Here is a 14937-nt window from a genome sequence, read left to right as displayed (position 1 = left end):
GAAGCTCAACGGTATGAGCTTCGTTTTACATATTAAATCGCTAAATCGACCGAAGTGTCACTGGCGTTCGGATCCGCATCCGGTCCTTGATCCGGTGCGCCTGGCATGTCACCATCCGGACCATGTCCGTGACCTGGACCATGACCATCGCGTGCTGGACCTTTTTTAAGGTCAGCGTAGCTTGAGACCTTATCTGCGCGCGACTGGATATGTTCCTTGATTTGTTTCGCTTGTTTTTCTGTCAGCTTGCCATCTTTGACTTGTTGATCGACGGCGGCGTTTTGAGCGTTGAGAACGGCTTTCTCGAAATCGGCATAAGCAATCTTGTTTGCTTCCGCGAATTCAGGTAAGGGTTGATTCGCTTCCTTGAACTTCGCTTCATCGAGTCCAAGTGCTTTTAGGATCGCTGACGTCGAGTCGCCGAATACGCCACCTGGTCCATGGTCACCGCGCTTACCGTGTTCGCCGCGCTCCGGAAGATCGTCGTAGCTCTTCGCGTCCTTATATTCCTCTGTTAGACGAGACTTGATTTCCGTTGCTTGTTTTTTCGTCATCTTCCCGTCTTTGACGAGTTGATTGAGTTCGCTCGTCTGCGCCGCAAGCAATGCTTTTTTATAGTCGGCGAACTTGATCGACTGTGCCTTCGCATAAGCAGCAAGCGATTGATTCGCTGCGTCGAACTTCGACTGGCTCAGTCCGAGTGCTTTCAGGACGTCAGCAATCAATGATTCATTGAAGAAACCTGGTCCACCGTGGCGACCGATCGGCATCTTGTCTTTGAGTTCATCGTAGCTCTTGACGGCACTGAACCGGTCCGTTTGGCGCTTCAACATGTCGTCTGCTTGCGTTTGAGTTAAGTCGCCTGATTTAACGAGACTTGCGAGCTGCTCCTTCGCTGCTGCGAGTTCTGCTTTTTTGTAATCAGCGAATGAGATGCCTTTTGCTTTTGCGAGATCGGCGATTGATTGCCCTTTTTCCCGGGCAGCATCTGCCTCAGCTTGTGTCAGGTTCAATTTTTTCAAGAGTAACGTCATGTCGTGTTTTTTCATACCTTCGAAGTGGTGCCCGTGCTTCGCTTGTTTTGTTGTACTCGAGTCGTCGTTCGTCGCAGCGTATGCGGATGCGCCTCCGACTGTTAATGCGCTAATTGTCAATGCAGTGATCCATTGTTTTTTGAATGTCATGGGATGATCACTCCTTTCACCTTTTATGGTAGAGGGTCACGAAAGAGAAGTTGTGAGGAAGTTGCAAAGAAACTGCGAAGAAAGGCAAATCTGGGCAAAAAGGCGCTACACTAGTAGTGGAGGGATGACCATGAACGTACTATTGATTGAAGATGAACAAAAATTAGCGCAGGTGACGGCCCGTTTCCTCCGGCACCATGCGTATGACGTAACGATTGCTGGTTCGTTAGCAGAGGCGAAACAGTGCCTGACGACAGCGTTTGATGCCGTTTTGATCGACGTCCGCTTACCAGACGGTGACGGTTGGTCACTCGTACCAGGCATCAAATCACAAGTTCAGCCGCCGGTCGTCTTCATGATGACATCACGCGGCGAGGCCGATGATCGTGTCTTCGGACTCGAACTCGGTGCCGATGATTACCTCGTCAAACCGGTCGTCCTGAAAGAGTTGACGATCCGGCTCGAACGGGCACTAAAAGTCCGTCCGGTCGCTCGCCATGCATTCGGTGACTTGACAATCGATGAAAAGGGACGTCAAGTCAAAACAGGAGAGCGGGCGGTCAGTCTCGCGAAGATGGAATTCGAACTGTTACTCTATTTCATTGAACACCTCGGGGAAGCACTCAGCCGGGATCAGATTCTCGATGACGTCTGGGGGTATGCATTCGGTGGCGATACTCGGACCGTTGACACGCATGTCAAACAATTGCGGGATAAGCTACCTGTCATTAAACGACAATTGAAGACGGTCCACCGGGTCGGCTATCGATTGGAGGCGATTGAATGAAACGACGGCCTTTGATCCGAAAATTCTTATACGCCGTCATCGGTCCGTTACTCGTGATGGGCGTTCTCAGTTTCGTCTTGACGGCGTTCCTCGTCAATCGATTCGCAGAAGGCGAACGGTACGATCAACTCGCTCGGGAAGCGAACATCATCAAACAGGCGATTGAAGCCGACACGCCGATTCCGCGTGACATTCAAGGGTTTTTGACGACCGATGGATTAACGCAACGGATCGGTGCGCGCGGACCGGCGGGACGGTTACCACTTCTCGACGATCTTAAGAAAGAAGATGTCATCGAAGTGCAAGACGAACGACTGCTGACGTATCAGCTGACGGTTGACGGAACGCGGATCACGACGGTTCGACAAGCGCCGCTAGCAAGTAGCGCTCTCGACGGTGTCTATATCGCGATTGGACTCGCGTTACTCGTGACGTTGTTGCTGGCATCACTGCTTGCTTACTATATGGGACGGCACCTAACGCGACCGATCGTGACGCTCCGTTCCGTTGCCCAAAAAATTGGTGCTGGTGAGACAGATGTCGTCTTACCGGCACGACCGAAGGATGAAGTCGGGGAGTTGATTGACGCGGTCGACGAGATGCAGACACAACTGAAACAGAAGGATCATCTGCAAAAGACGTTCATTGCCGGCATCACTCACGACTTGCGGACACCGCTCGCGATCATTCGAAACGAGACCGAAGCACTTGCGGCAGGTGTCATTCCCGTTGCTGAACTGCCTGACGTGACGACGAGCATCATCGAGGAGACGGATCGACTCGGTCATCTGATTGATGAGACGTTGCTCTATTCAAAGCTTGCTGGTGGACGGATGCCGCTTGAAAAGACGGATGTGGCACTCGATGAACTCGTGCTTGCGACAGTTGAACGCCTGCGTGGAACATTCATGCAGGCAGGACTGATACTGGCGACAGAGCTGCAACCGGTTAGGCAGTCACTTGATCCACGCATGTTCGAACGCGTCTTGATCAACTTCTTGATGAACGCCCGTTTTGCTTCACCCGTCGGCGGGACGGTTACCGTTCGCTTAACGCATGACGAATTGACGGTCGAGGATGAAGGAGCGGGAGTCCGAGAAGAAGACCGGGCAACGATTTGGGACGTCTACGTCAAACAGGAAGGCAGTGCCGGTCATGGACTTGGTCTTGCGATCAGTCGGATGATTCTCGATAGTCATCAGTTCACGTATGGTGTCCGTGACCGAAGTGGTGGGGGAGCGGTGTTCTACGTTCGATTTTGATTGAACCGATTCGGTACACAAAAAGAGAGGTCAGTTCTCGCAAAGCTTTCCGGAACTGACCTCTCTTAAATTTCAATGATTATTCGCCTTCGTTCGCATGAACGAGACTTGGTTTAACGAGAGTATAGAACTCATCGCTCATCCCGACACGACTGCCCATCTGGCAAGCGAGTTCGAGTGTTTCTTTATAGAAGTTCGCGACGAGATCGTGGTTCTTGATGTGCTCGTCTTGCATCGCCTTTTTGACCCCAAGGACGACTTTATCGATTTGCTCATCGGCATCATTGCGGACCGGCACGACGTTTTCCGGAAGATCGACTTCCTTATCGTGTCCGTTAAAGCGGAACGAGGCACCGAATCCGAGGTGCTCGAGGAAGAAGTGTGGTAACAGTTTACTCGCGAAGAACTGATGCCATTCCGTCTCTTTCATCGCTTCCATGTCACGCTTGAACGACGTCGTTGCGAGTGCATAACGATCGTGTGTATCCTTCATGAACTTCTCGAGGATCGGAACCTGCATTGCAAACGCATTCTTGAGCAAGTTATCGAGCTGTTCTTGCGTTAATTGTTCTTGTTCAGTCATCGCTTTAACCCCATTTCGTTTCGTTATCCCTATCGTAAGAAATTTAGACAATTCCGTCAAATCTTTTTCGAGAATAGAGTTTACCTATTTCACAAAAGGGAATCCATTACTATCAATCATTTTAGGGGGAGTCAGCATGAAACGAATCGCAATGACAGGAGTATTACTCGGAGCATGTCTGACTCCGATGATCGGCTTTGCTGCAAGCAACGTGACGTATAGCAAAGGAGTCGTCGAAAACAAGACATTCGGCTATACAGTCAAGACGACAGATGTTTTGAAAAAGGCGATCCAACAAGATAAAGTCGAGTTCGTCAAGAACAAGACAGTCAAGTCGAAATACGGTGTCATCACGCGGAGCGGCACGTTCGCGTTGTACTATAAAGTTAAAGGAGCGGACCAACTGCTCGTCAACTTGAACTATGAGCCGAAGAAGCTCTCGAAAAAACAGTTCGACCGTGAAATCGGATATGGTACATATCTCGGGACGAAAGGGAGTAAAACGTACTACTACGTCTTACCGACGGAAGCCGTCAAAGGCGCTGTCGGCAAGAAAGCAATCGAGAACTTGATCGTCAAGGACGTCCCGCAGATGATGAAGACATTTAAACTGCAATGAGCACTAGCTTTTGCTAGTGCTTCTTTTGTTCGTTCGGTATAGTTGAAAATGAGGTGAATGAATATGGAATGGTACGTCACAGACGTCAAACAAACAACAGATGTATTACAACTCGAAAAATGTGTCAACGATCACGATGGCATTGAATTAAAAGTCGCAGCCGATTGGGTTGGCGAGAACGACTTCGCAATTTATGACGGTGAACAACTCGTCGGGTACTTACAAGCATTCGCGTACTTACCGACGGAATGGGAACTAAACGTCTTCGTTGATCCGGATTACCGGAAACAAGGTATTTTCACGGCACTCGTTGAAGCGGCACGGGCGCGCGCAACGGAAGCAGGCGTCGAAGCCTTCACGTTCGTCATTGACGATGCAAGTAGCTCAGGTCAAGCCGTCCTTGAAGGATTAGGTGCCGAGTACCGGATGACCGAGTACAATATGATTTTGAAGAAGGCGCAGTTGTTCTTAAAAGCCGATCCAGATTTCGAATTACGCGAAGCGACAGCAGACGACCGTCCGTTCATCGTCGAGACGCTTGGTAAATCGTTCGGGAACACGGACGAGGAAGCAGAGTCAATCTATCAAGCAATCGAATCTGACGACCGGATTACGTTTATTGGTGTCGCGAGCGGCAAACCAGTCGGCGTCATCCGTGCTTATCTCGCTTCCGATACGCAAGCGAGCATCCATGCGTTCGCAGTTCGTCCAGAAGCGCAAGGTAATGGTTACGGCAAAAAGATGCTGAAGTTGATGGTTCAAGCGTTGTTCCGGACAGGTCGGACACAACTCGAACTTGATGTCGAGACGGATAATGATCGTGCGCTCGATCTTTACAAAGAGGCAGGATTCGTCGTACATCGTGGTTATCAGTTCCACGTGTTGGCGGTTTAAAATAATGAGCGATTGAAGGATCTTCCAGTGCATGCTGGTTGCTCAAGTTGCTCCACTCCTACAGGAAAAAGCGCAGTTGCGCTGTTAGAGACAAACAAGACCCGGCTCTTCGCTTGAAGCGAAAGAGTCGCGGCTTGTGTTTCGCCTGAGGAAAGGGAGCAAGACTTGAGTATAGTCGTCGATCGTTTTTTGTTATTTTACAAACTAAACAAAAACGTTGGAACCTTTTCTGCAATCCGTCGTATACTAGACATATGGAAAAAAAGAGGAGGCGACGTCATGGAGAGTCGACAGGATTCATTGCGGACGTTGAAGTGGGTATCAGGTGGAATGGAAGCGGTGCTTGGGATTCCGCTCTTAGGTGGTTCAATCGTTATTTTCTCAGGTTACAATGCCCTGTGGTTGATGCTCGCGTTTCACATCGTCGTCGTCGTATTGACGGCACGTGCCGGGAATGTCTCAAAAGGGAACATCGTCGGGATCATCGCATCAACGGTTGGTGTCATTCCGGTCGTCGGGATGTTCTTACACATGGCAGCAGCAATCACGATTCTCGTCGATGCAGCACTCGGAAACCGAATTGTTACACGGACACATGTCAAACACGTCGAACCGATTCGACCACGTCCGGTCCGTCGGGAGCAAGAAAAACAAGAAGACCATCCGTTCTGAGTTTTTTTCGTTGACAGCGAAAAACAAGCCGTGTAAAGTAAACAACAAGTTAAGCCATATCAATTACATCGACGACGCGGAGTAAGTATTGTCAACACTGCCGACCAAGCGAGTCAGGAATGGTGAGAGCCTGACACGGTAAGCTGAACGAGAATGGACCGCTGAGAGCCTGTTGAACCTTCGAGTAGACAGGACGGTTGCCCCCGTTACCGGGCTAGCTGGTTGTTGGACCAGCGACAAGTGGAGACGATTTTTCGTCTCAATCAGAGGTGGCACCGCGCGGATACAGGCGTCCTCTATGCATCAGCTATTTAGCTATGCGTAGAGGGCGTCTTTTTTGTACGTCACATGCCGAATCATCCAACGCTCATCATATTTCTCAGGAGGCACGACACATGAAAAAAACATTGATCGCAGCGGCGAGCACGGCAGTCCTACTCGCAGGATGTGCAACGACAGAACCAGCAGAAGAGAAACAAGCGGACAAGAAGGTCCTGCACACGATGGAGAGCTACGATCTCCTGTCGGTTGACCCGGCGGATGCCATCACGTCAAACATCTTCAACCAAATCTACGAAGGGCTCTACCGTTTCGATGCGAACAACGAACTCGTTCCGGCAGCAGCGAAATCACATAGTGTGTCTGAAGACGGAAAAGTCTATACGTTCAAGCTTGATCCGAATGCGAAATGGTCTGACGGAAAGCCCGTTACAGCAGAGAACTTCCGTTATGCATTTGAGCGCGTCATCAAAACGAACTCACCGTTCGCTTACTTGCTCGAGCCAGTCGAAAAAACGACAGCGGTCGACGACGAGACACTCCGGATCGAATTGAAACGTCCGACACCATACTTCCTCAGCATGACGACGTTCGGCACCTATATGCCAGTACGGGAAGATATCGTCAAAGCAGAAGGCGATCAGTTCGGAACGGACCCGAAGACGAACGTTTACAACGGACCCTTCACGTTCAAGAAATATCAAGCCGAGCAAGGTTATACGCTTGCGAAGAATGCTGAGTACGCAGACCGGAAGAACGTCACAATCGATGAAGTCGACGTCAAGATCATCAAGGATCCGATGCTTGCGATCAACTTGTTCGAATCAGGTGAACTCGATGTCGCACCACTCAACTCAGAGAACGTCGTCACGTACAAAGGCAAAAAAGAGTACAACACGTTCAGCGATTCACGGATGTTCTTCATCCGGATGAACGAAAAGACGGACGCGTTAAAAGATAAGCAGACACGTCAAGCAATCGACGCGGCATACGATAAAAAAGCGTTGACGGAAACGTTGCTCGGAAACGGATCACTGCCAGCGGACTACATCGTGCCGCAAGAACTTGATCCGAAGTATGACAACGCGCGCCAAATCGAATCATCGTATGATGCAACAACGGCGAACAAAGTGCTCGCAAACCAAAATCTTAAACTGACGATGTTGATTGAAGATGACGATGTCTCGAAAAAAATCGGCGAGTACATCCAAGGGGCGTTGAAGAAACAAAACGTCGACGTTAAACTGCTGTCACTGCCGAAGAAAGAACGTCTCGCGCGTGAAGGACGAGGGGATTACGATCTATCACTCGCGAGCTGGGCACCAGACTATCAGGACGCGACGACTTACTTGAACTTGTTCACGACCGGTAACCCGTTCAACATGATGGACTACTCGAACCAACAGTATGACCGTCTCTTGAAACAGGCTGAAAGTGAGCTCGACCAGGATAAGCGTCTCGCATTACTCAGTAAAGCAGAAAGCGTATTGCTTGATGATCAAGCAATCTCACCGGTCTACCAACGGAAGAATGCCTTCCTGCAAAACACAGAAGTGAAAAATCTCGCGCGACACAATGTCGGAACGGATATTTCTTATAAATACGTCGAAATCAACCGTAACTGACACCCGTATCCTCTTTTCCTGATGACACAAGGAAAAGAGGATTTTTTGTATGGGAGAGATTTGGTAATTTTATTCTGAAATCAGGTCAATTCACTAAAATCGCTTTCATTATCAACCGATAGAGAGAACGGTGAAAAGAAGAACCAAGAAGGGAAGTCGCAGTTATGAAAAGATTTCGAAGAAACTTGAAGTTACGATTGTTCTTTTGGGTATTGGTGATCTCAGCCGTCACAAGTGGTATCTCAGCACAACTCGTCTTATATCTACACCGTGGGCTTGATGTCGCGGATACAAATGCAATCTGGGTCGGAGCGGGGATCGGTCTTCTCCTCTCCTTGATCGGAACGACGTTGACACAACTCATTCTCCGTCAGCCAATCAAAGCGATTGAAAAGGCGACCGAGACAGCACGCGAAGTCGCAAACGGCAACTTCGACGTTGACTTTGAAGAAGCGAAACGTGGAGATGAAGTCGATCAGCTCATGCATGAGCTTGAAGTAATGGTCTTACATATCCGCAAACAAGCAACGCAGATGGGCAACTCCAGCGATAAATTGACGGCATCAGCGCAAGAAATCGCAGCAGCTGTTCAAGAAGGCAACGCGTCTGGTGAAAGCATTCGCTCAGCGATGGCGGAACTATCTGCAAAAATGAACGAAAACGTCGATCAAGCTTATCTTTCGATGGACGCACTTGGTGCGGTCAAGCGGACGATGGATGAAGTCGCAGCAGAAATGAACGAAGCCTTAAAATCAGCGACAGTCATGCAGACGGAAGCGCAGAACGGGAAGACACTCGCGACGGATTCGGTCGAAGCGATGCATATGATTTCGAAGAAGATGGAACAGTCAGCGACACTCAATGGTCGATTGACGGATATGACAGGAGAAATCTCGCGCATTACGGACGTCATCAGTGACATCTCTGCCCAGACGAATTTACTCAGCTTGAATGCTTCGATCGAAGCGGCACGTGCAGGTGAAGCAGGGCGTGGATTTGCTGTCGTTGCAGCAGAAGTTAAAAAGCTCGCAGAACAAACCGCGACATCAGCAAAAGAAATCACGGATCTGATTTCAGGTGTTAAACGTCTCGTTAATGATACGGCGAACGCGATGACGGATGTCCAAAATGAAGTGGCGACAGGCGTCGGTCTCGTCGAACAAGCTGGTTCGTCATTTGAAGAGATTCATCATTCGACGGAGCATGTCTATTCACGCGTGAAGTCGGTCGACCAACTCGTTGTCAAATCGGACCAAGAGATTGATCAAGTTGGTCTGACAACAGCGAATATCCTCGCTATGGTCGAGGAAGCATCGAAACACGCAGAGCAAGTCTTACAAGCATCAAGCCATCAAGCGGCTTCGCTCGGTGAAGTCAACGGCGCGATGGAAGAACTAGTTGCAGTAGCGGAGCAATTACAGGAAGAGACAGGCGCGACGCGTCTTTGATGAATGAGGAATCATACATTCTAAAAACAGGATGTATGATTTTTTTTTGGATTTTTTTGAAAAAAGCATTAAACATTTCGTAGGGGCGACGATATATAGGGTGGAAGCAGTCATCGACTAATTCTACCGTGTCACCCTTGGGCCGGCCAGGGGGCACATCTCGGAGAAGACGGATCTTCGAAGAGACAAAAAACTAATCCTATGGAGGGAAATTACAATGATTATCAATCACAATATTACAGCGCTTAACACGCACAACAAGCTGTCTTCAGCTTCTTCTGCGCAAAGCAAATCAATGGAAAAATTAGCTTCAGGTCTTCGTATTAACCGCGCGGGTGACGATGCTGCTGGTCTTGCAATCTCTGAAAAAATGCGTGCGCAAGTTCGTGGTTTGGATCAAGCTTCACGTAACGCGCAAGATGGTATTTCGATGATTCAAACAGCTGAGGGTGCTTTAAATGAAACACATGACATCCTTCAACGTATGCGTGAACTTGCAACTCAATCTGCCAATGGAACAAATACATCAACAGATCGCGAAGCACTTCAAACTGAAATGAAGCAATTGACTTCGGAAATCAACCGAATCGGAAATACAACAGAATTCAACACGAAAAAACTTCTAGATGGTGGTGGAAGTGTTAAAACTAGCTTGTCTGTCACTGAAACAGCTGAGGGTGGAAAAGCAGGGAACATCTCAGCTATCTCGGAATTGACTGCTAGTCAAACAGGGAAATCACTCTCAAGCTTAACATTGGCTGATGGAAGCAAACTTTCATTTGAGTCTGCTTCAACAGGTACGACGATGAATGGTGTAACGTTTACCTTTTCACAAGCTGCTGGTGCAACGAGCGTTTCTAGAAGTGGTAGCGCTGTAACGATTTCAGGAGACTTCGCTACTGGATTGACTGCAGCTGCATTAGAGACTGCCATCAATTCAAGTGGTGCAGTACCAAATAACGTCAATGTAAAACGTACAGATGCTAATGGAGTGGTAAACGCAGGTGCCATGACAACTGCAGGAACAGCCGTTGTTGGTAAAACAACAGCTGCGATGAGCGGTGGTCAAGCTAGTGAAGTCCGCGGCACATACACGTTTGATGTATCTGAAGCGTTCTCTAAAACTGGAGATACGTTCACATTAAAAGTGCCAACGACAAATACTCCAGATTCTTTCCAAGAGATTACTCTAACAGCTGATTATTCTAGTGGAACAGTAGCAGCAAATGGAGAGTTCAGTATCGGAACGGCTGCTGACTTATCTACTAAAGAACAACAAGCTGAATCAATCAAAGATGCATTGTTAACTTCAGGCGGATCTGCTTACATCGGAGATCGTTATGATGTTTCGGTCAGTCAAGGAAAAATCACGTTGACTGAAAAAGCTGGTCAGACACAAGGTATGGGTATCGAAAAAGGAACAGTTACCTCTGCAGCAGTAGCTGGTACTGCTACGTACACGCATTCTGCAAGTAAAATTGTTGAAACTGGTGGTAGCTTTAAGATTGATAACACTGAAATCAAAGTTGTCGATGGTTCAGGTGAGGATGACTCAGCGAATATTGCGGCAGGTAAAGCAATCTTGTTCTCAGCATCAGATTCTTCAGCGCAACAAGCTACGAAATTACGGGATGCGGCTACAGCTAACAGCGAGCTGAACACGAAGTACTCTGTAACAGATAACGGTGCTGGAGTTCTTACTTTCACTCAATTGTCTGGAAGTCAATCTGCAGATGAAGTGAAAATTTCTTCATCTTCAAAATCAGGATCTGATTTCAAAGAAAAATTACAAATTGGTGCAAACTTTGCTCAAAGTATGACAATTGAAGTAAAAGATATGCGTGCTGAATCACTTGGCTTAAGTTCAGTACAATCAGGAAATAAAACAGCAAAAGATGGTGCCGTTGCATCTTATGTCACGACTAAAAATATTTCGAACGGAACAGATAACTCAAGCACAGAGTTCTCTCTTGATATCTCTGATCACGATAAGGCGACTGCTGCTATCAGTGTCATTAACGACGCGATTGAAACTGTTTCGACACAGCGTTCGCAACTCGGTGCGTTCCAAAACCGTCTCGAGCACACAATCAATAACCTGAAAACATCTTCTGAAAACCTAACAGCGGCTGAATCACGCGTTCGTGACGTTGATATGGCGAAAGAAATGATGAACCAAACAAAGAACTCGATTCTTGCACAAGCTGCACAAGCAATGTTGGCTCAATCGAATCAAACACCACAAGGCGTTCTCCAACTCCTTCGATGATTGATTCTACCGGGCGTCTAATCTGGTAACGGATTAGATCATGACTGGGTGAATTGCTGGAACTCCTGAGAGCCTTGATGTACGACAACGTGGCTGGAAACGGCGAGCGTGATCGTTCTGAAAAACATCAAGGATTGGACAATCAGCAGCCAAGCACCTGTAGGGAAACCTTGGTGAAGGTTCAACGACTAGGATAGACGACCTAATGGACACGTCCGATGGTTATGAAATCCGTACTCCGTAAACGGCGGGGGAAGTGCCCAGCTCCTTGAACTTCAAGGATGAAGATATAGTCTTATCATTAGCGAAAGCTAATGCGCGTAGCAAGCGAACCAACAGCCGCAAGGCGTTCTCCAATTACTCCGTTAATCGTAATTGGTCATATCGTTTACTTCAGGTCACGGACTCGTTCCGTGGCCTTTTTTATTGTAGATCGCTTTGCATAAATCGACCAAACGGAGCGATTTAATCGTTTTGCTATGTCCGGGATTGATACGCCAGCTGCTTCAAGTGCTATCAATTGCTCGACTTCTGATGGACTGAAGTAACGATTCGTTTTGGTACTAATGATTTCATGATTCGGATGCTCTTGTTGGATAATCTTGAGACGACTTGTCCAGTCTAGTTTGTACGAAAAAGCGATTAAGTCATCGGAATAAGGAGTCAAACGACTGAGAAATTGCATCGTATCTTCAAAACGAGTCGTTCGTAAATAATAGCCCAATCCATTGGGGATGTTTGCTACTTGAAAGCGTAATGTAAAATTATGATTTAACCAGTCGCAAAACGATGATAAGGATGATTTTGAAAAGGATTGAAGATAAAGCGCAATGGTAGGTGTCACGATCAATTGTTGTTTCGAATTATATCGTTTCGATACGATCAATGATCCATCATCGAGATAAAGCGTCAATAAAAAAATGGATGTTGGCAACGAGGAAGTAGAGAAAGGGGAATATCCTTTTGATTAGAAGGATAGAAGTACGGATACAATTCCGTGAATAAAGGGAGTGAACGAGAGACTAAGTTATTTTGCCTGATATAGAATAAATCTGGTAAGTGTTTTTGTTTCCATTCTCGATAAAATCGTTGTTTCTCCCTGAAATGTTCACGATAACTATTATTTTTCCGGCGTGAGCCGGGATAGCACTTGGTGATCTCACCATCACCCAAAATACTAGCCAGTAGAATCGCTTACTGTGTTGGAGTCAATTCATCGATCAGCATTAAAACTCCTCCTTTTGAAGAACATATGTTCCAAATACCCCGATTTGATGATCTTTAAAATAAAACTTATAAAACAGGAAGAACAGCCGATATACTACATAGAGAATAGACAAGGAGTGACAGATAATGAATTCCATCAATACGGAAATCCGGCTTCACCTGCCTTCGAACGTTTTACCCTATGAAGCGACGAAAAACGTCTTCGTCGAAGCGAACCAAGCAGAGTTGGAGGAAGATGGCGTCATTGTCTTACCGACTCCTCAACACGTCCAAAAACTCGAAGTGGCGATTGAGCAAGCGAATGTGAAGCTCGAATTGCAACGGACAGGATTGAAGTTCGTCAAACATGAAAAATTAAACGAGTATTATATTCAGGTCGTGGATACGAACGATAATGTCGTACAAGAGATTCCAAGTAAAAAGGAACTCGATTTCTTTGCGGCGTTTCTTGAATTCAACCAATTGATTGATAAACGGATTTAATAAGAGAAAGGACTGATTGGATGGCAGGGATCCGACTCAGCGGACTAGCGAGCGGCATTGATACCGAAACGATGATTAAACAATTGATGCAGGCGGAGCGTGCTCCCGTCGATCGCTTATCACAAAAGAAACAGACGATGACATGGCAACGCGATGCGTATCGTGAAATGAACCGAGGATTGCTCGATTTGCGTTCTGCTGCGAGTGATATGTTATTATCGAAGAATTATCAATCAAAGACGGTCACAAGTTCAAATCCATCTGCGTTGACTGTAACAGCAAGTGCTGGAGCACTAGCTGGTAGTGTGACGATTGATAGCATTGATCAATTGGCTAGTGCGGCATCTATGACATTAGTGGCGGCAAGTGGGAAAAAGAGTGATGCAACACTTGATGAAAGCGGACTGTTCAAGAAAGATGCTACTGGGAAAATTAATGTACAGATCAATACATTTGATGCGACCGGGAAAGCAGTGACTGAAACGCTGAGGTTCGATGCAACACAAAAGATTTCGGAATTAACAACAGCAATCAACAGCAAAACTAGCCTCGGAATGAACGCTGTGTTCAATGATTTAACAGGAAAACTCGTCTTGACTAAAACGAGTACGGGTAATTTAAGTCCAGGTGGAGCTGATATCTCGGTTGTCGATCTGTCAACGAACGCGATTCGTGTTGACTCTACAGACAAGACGTACGGTCGTGAAGGGAAAAATGCTGAATACACGATTGGTGGACAAAAGTTAGAACAAACGACGAATACATTCACGCAGAATGGACTGTCTATCACGTTAAACAATGTGACGACGACAGCGACGACCATCAATACGACGCTCGATATACAATCAAATTTTGATTCAATCAAGAAATTCGTCGATAAGTATAATGACATGGTTGATAAGATGAATAAGAAGGTTCGGGAAGAGAAGTACCGGGATTATCAACCATTGACTGACGCTCAGCGAAAAGAATTAAGCGAAGACGAAGTCAAGAAGTGGGAAGAAAAGGCGATGAGCGGTGTCTTGAAGAACGACTCCTACTTACGTGATGGTATGAATGACTTCCGCAGTACGTTGTCAGCGAAGATTGATACCGGCTATACGATTCCGTCTGCTTCAGGTCCTGTAACGTTAAGTTCACTGTCGCAAATCGGAATCACGTCGACGAGTGATTTTCGTGATGGTGGGAAAATCAAACTCGATGAAGCGAAACTAAAAGAGATGCTTGAAAAACATCCGGATGGCGTCTATCGTCTCTTTACGGCAGATGCACCCGCTAAAGTTAAACAAAACGATGGAACCGAAATTGATAACCCGAACGGATTAAGTGGTTTCATTCGTCAAATTCAAACCTTTACGACGAATCTGCGTGATAAGATTTCAAATGTCGCTGGGCGTGATGGGGCTGTCGCGACGACATACCGACTCGGTAAGTCACTCGCCGATATCGATAAGAGCATGTTGTCTTGGGAAGACAAGCTCAAACGTAAAGAAGATAGTTACTATCGCCGATTCGCGGCGATGGAACAAGCGATGAATCAAGCGAACAGCCAATCGGCAACATTGACAAACTATTTGACACAAGGCCAGTAACCAGTAATAAGGA

The 14937-nt window shown here is 47.0% G+C and carries 13 protein-coding genes and 1 other annotated feature; of the genes, 10 read left to right on the top strand and 3 right to left on the bottom strand.

Features of this window, described 5'->3' with window-relative positions; translation table 11 throughout:
- Positions 1-32: 32 nt before the first annotated feature.
- Positions 33-1184 (bottom strand): hypothetical protein, encoded by a 1152-nt coding sequence (locus EXW93_RS13030; RefSeq protein ID WP_174316550.1) that lies wholly within the window; start codon positions 1182-1184, stop codon positions 33-35.
- 130 nt (positions 1185-1314) lie between these two features.
- On the opposite strand from EXW93_RS13030, the gene EXW93_RS13025 reads away from it, so the two are divergent.
- Both EXW93_RS13025 and EXW93_RS13020 read left to right on the top strand, forming a co-directional pair.
- Entirely contained in the window at positions 1315-1971 is a 657-nt protein-coding gene (locus EXW93_RS13025; protein ID WP_174316549.1) for a response regulator transcription factor, read from the top strand.
- Positions 1968-3233, top strand: a complete 1266-nt coding sequence (locus EXW93_RS13020; RefSeq protein WP_174316548.1) for a HAMP domain-containing sensor histidine kinase — start codon at positions 1968-1970, stop codon at positions 3231-3233. The genes EXW93_RS13025 and EXW93_RS13020 overlap by 4 nt, the downstream gene beginning before the upstream one ends.
- Before the next feature lie 79 nt (positions 3234-3312).
- On the opposite strand, the gene EXW93_RS13015 is transcribed toward EXW93_RS13020, so the two are convergent.
- Positions 3313-3816: a hypothetical protein gene (locus EXW93_RS13015; protein WP_023469278.1), complete on the bottom strand. Its 504-nt coding sequence runs from the start codon at positions 3814-3816 to the stop codon at positions 3313-3315.
- A 136-nt stretch (positions 3817-3952) separates the two neighbouring features.
- Here EXW93_RS13015 and EXW93_RS13010 point away from each other — a divergent pair, with 136 nt between their 5' ends.
- The 6 genes from EXW93_RS13010 to EXW93_RS16605 all read left to right on the top strand — a co-directional run bounded on the left by EXW93_RS13010 (position 3953) and on the right by EXW93_RS16605 (position 11622).
- Positions 3953-4435 (top strand): hypothetical protein, encoded by a 483-nt coding sequence (locus tag EXW93_RS13010; RefSeq protein ID WP_174316547.1) that lies wholly within the window; start codon positions 3953-3955, stop codon positions 4433-4435.
- A gap of 63 nt (positions 4436-4498) precedes the next feature.
- On the top strand, positions 4499-5329 hold the full coding sequence (locus EXW93_RS13005; RefSeq protein ID WP_174316546.1) for a GNAT family N-acetyltransferase: 831 nt from the start codon (positions 4499-4501) through the stop codon (positions 5327-5329).
- A gap of 279 nt (positions 5330-5608) precedes the next feature.
- Complete coding sequence (locus tag EXW93_RS13000) at positions 5609-6001, top strand: hypothetical protein (RefSeq protein WP_174316545.1); 393 nt, start codon at positions 5609-5611, stop codon at positions 5999-6001.
- 62 nt (positions 6002-6063) lie between these two features.
- Positions 6064-6301 (top strand) — a binding site (T-box leader).
- Between the two features lie 95 nt (positions 6302-6396).
- The gene (locus EXW93_RS12995; RefSeq protein WP_174316544.1) at positions 6397-7905 is read left to right on the top strand and encodes a peptide ABC transporter substrate-binding protein; all 1509 of its coding nucleotides are present in this window, start codon (positions 6397-6399) and stop codon (positions 7903-7905) included.
- Between the two features lie 164 nt (positions 7906-8069).
- Complete coding sequence (locus tag EXW93_RS12990) at positions 8070-9353, top strand: methyl-accepting chemotaxis protein (RefSeq protein ID WP_023469272.1); 1284 nt, start codon at positions 8070-8072, stop codon at positions 9351-9353.
- A 217-nt stretch (positions 9354-9570) separates the two neighbouring features.
- Positions 9571-11622, top strand: coding sequence for a flagellin N-terminal helical domain-containing protein (locus tag EXW93_RS16605; protein ID WP_058264650.1), 2052 nt, complete (start codon positions 9571-9573; stop codon positions 11620-11622).
- Between the two features lie 388 nt (positions 11623-12010).
- On the opposite strand, the gene EXW93_RS16490 is transcribed toward EXW93_RS16605, so the two are convergent.
- The gene (locus tag EXW93_RS16490; RefSeq protein WP_254606209.1) at positions 12011-12508 is read right to left on the bottom strand and encodes a helix-turn-helix domain-containing protein; all 498 of its coding nucleotides are present in this window, start codon (positions 12506-12508) and stop codon (positions 12011-12013) included.
- A gap of 467 nt (positions 12509-12975) precedes the next feature.
- Here EXW93_RS16490 and EXW93_RS12970 point away from each other — a divergent pair, with 467 nt between their 5' ends.
- On the top strand, positions 12976-13332 hold the full coding sequence (locus tag EXW93_RS12970; RefSeq protein WP_035396237.1) for a flagellar protein FlaG: 357 nt from the start codon (positions 12976-12978) through the stop codon (positions 13330-13332).
- A 20-nt stretch (positions 13333-13352) separates the two neighbouring features.
- On the top strand, positions 13353-14924 hold the full coding sequence (gene fliD / locus EXW93_RS12965; protein WP_174316543.1) for a flagellar filament capping protein FliD: 1572 nt from the start codon (positions 13353-13355) through the stop codon (positions 14922-14924).
- The last annotated feature ends 13 nt before the right edge of the window (positions 14925-14937 follow it).

It is taken from the genome of Exiguobacterium sp. JMULE1 (assembly GCF_013337175.1).
In the GTDB taxonomy this organism is placed as follows: domain Bacteria; phylum Bacillota; class Bacilli; order Exiguobacteriales; family Exiguobacteriaceae; genus Exiguobacterium_A; species Exiguobacterium_A indicum.
The sequence above is the reverse complement of the archived record's forward strand: the minus strand, read 5'-3'. Positions and strand labels throughout refer to the sequence as shown.

Coding starts and splice junctions, on each gene's coding strand:
- EXW93_RS13030 (WP_174316550.1), bottom strand. CDS start 1,184: ATGACATTCAAAAAACAATGGATCACTGCATTGACAATTAGCGCATTA.
- EXW93_RS13025 (WP_174316549.1), top strand. CDS start 1,315: ATGAACGTACTATTGATTGAAGATGAACAAAAATTAGCGCAGGTGACG.
- EXW93_RS13020 (WP_174316548.1), top strand. CDS start 1,968: ATGAAACGACGGCCTTTGATCCGAAAATTCTTATACGCCGTCATCGGT.
- EXW93_RS13015 (WP_023469278.1), bottom strand. CDS start 3,816: ATGACTGAACAAGAACAATTAACGCAAGAACAGCTCGATAACTTGCTC.
- EXW93_RS13010 (WP_174316547.1), top strand. CDS start 3,953: ATGAAACGAATCGCAATGACAGGAGTATTACTCGGAGCATGTCTGACT.
- EXW93_RS13005 (WP_174316546.1), top strand. CDS start 4,499: ATGGAATGGTACGTCACAGACGTCAAACAAACAACAGATGTATTACAA.
- EXW93_RS13000 (WP_174316545.1), top strand. CDS start 5,609: ATGGAGAGTCGACAGGATTCATTGCGGACGTTGAAGTGGGTATCAGGT.
- EXW93_RS12995 (WP_174316544.1), top strand. CDS start 6,397: ATGAAAAAAACATTGATCGCAGCGGCGAGCACGGCAGTCCTACTCGCA.
- EXW93_RS12990 (WP_023469272.1), top strand. CDS start 8,070: ATGAAAAGATTTCGAAGAAACTTGAAGTTACGATTGTTCTTTTGGGTA.
- EXW93_RS16605 (WP_058264650.1), top strand. CDS start 9,571: ATGATTATCAATCACAATATTACAGCGCTTAACACGCACAACAAGCTG.
- EXW93_RS12970 (WP_035396237.1), top strand. CDS start 12,976: ATGAATTCCATCAATACGGAAATCCGGCTTCACCTGCCTTCGAACGTT.
- fliD (WP_174316543.1), top strand. CDS start 13,353: ATGGCAGGGATCCGACTCAGCGGACTAGCGAGCGGCATTGATACCGAA.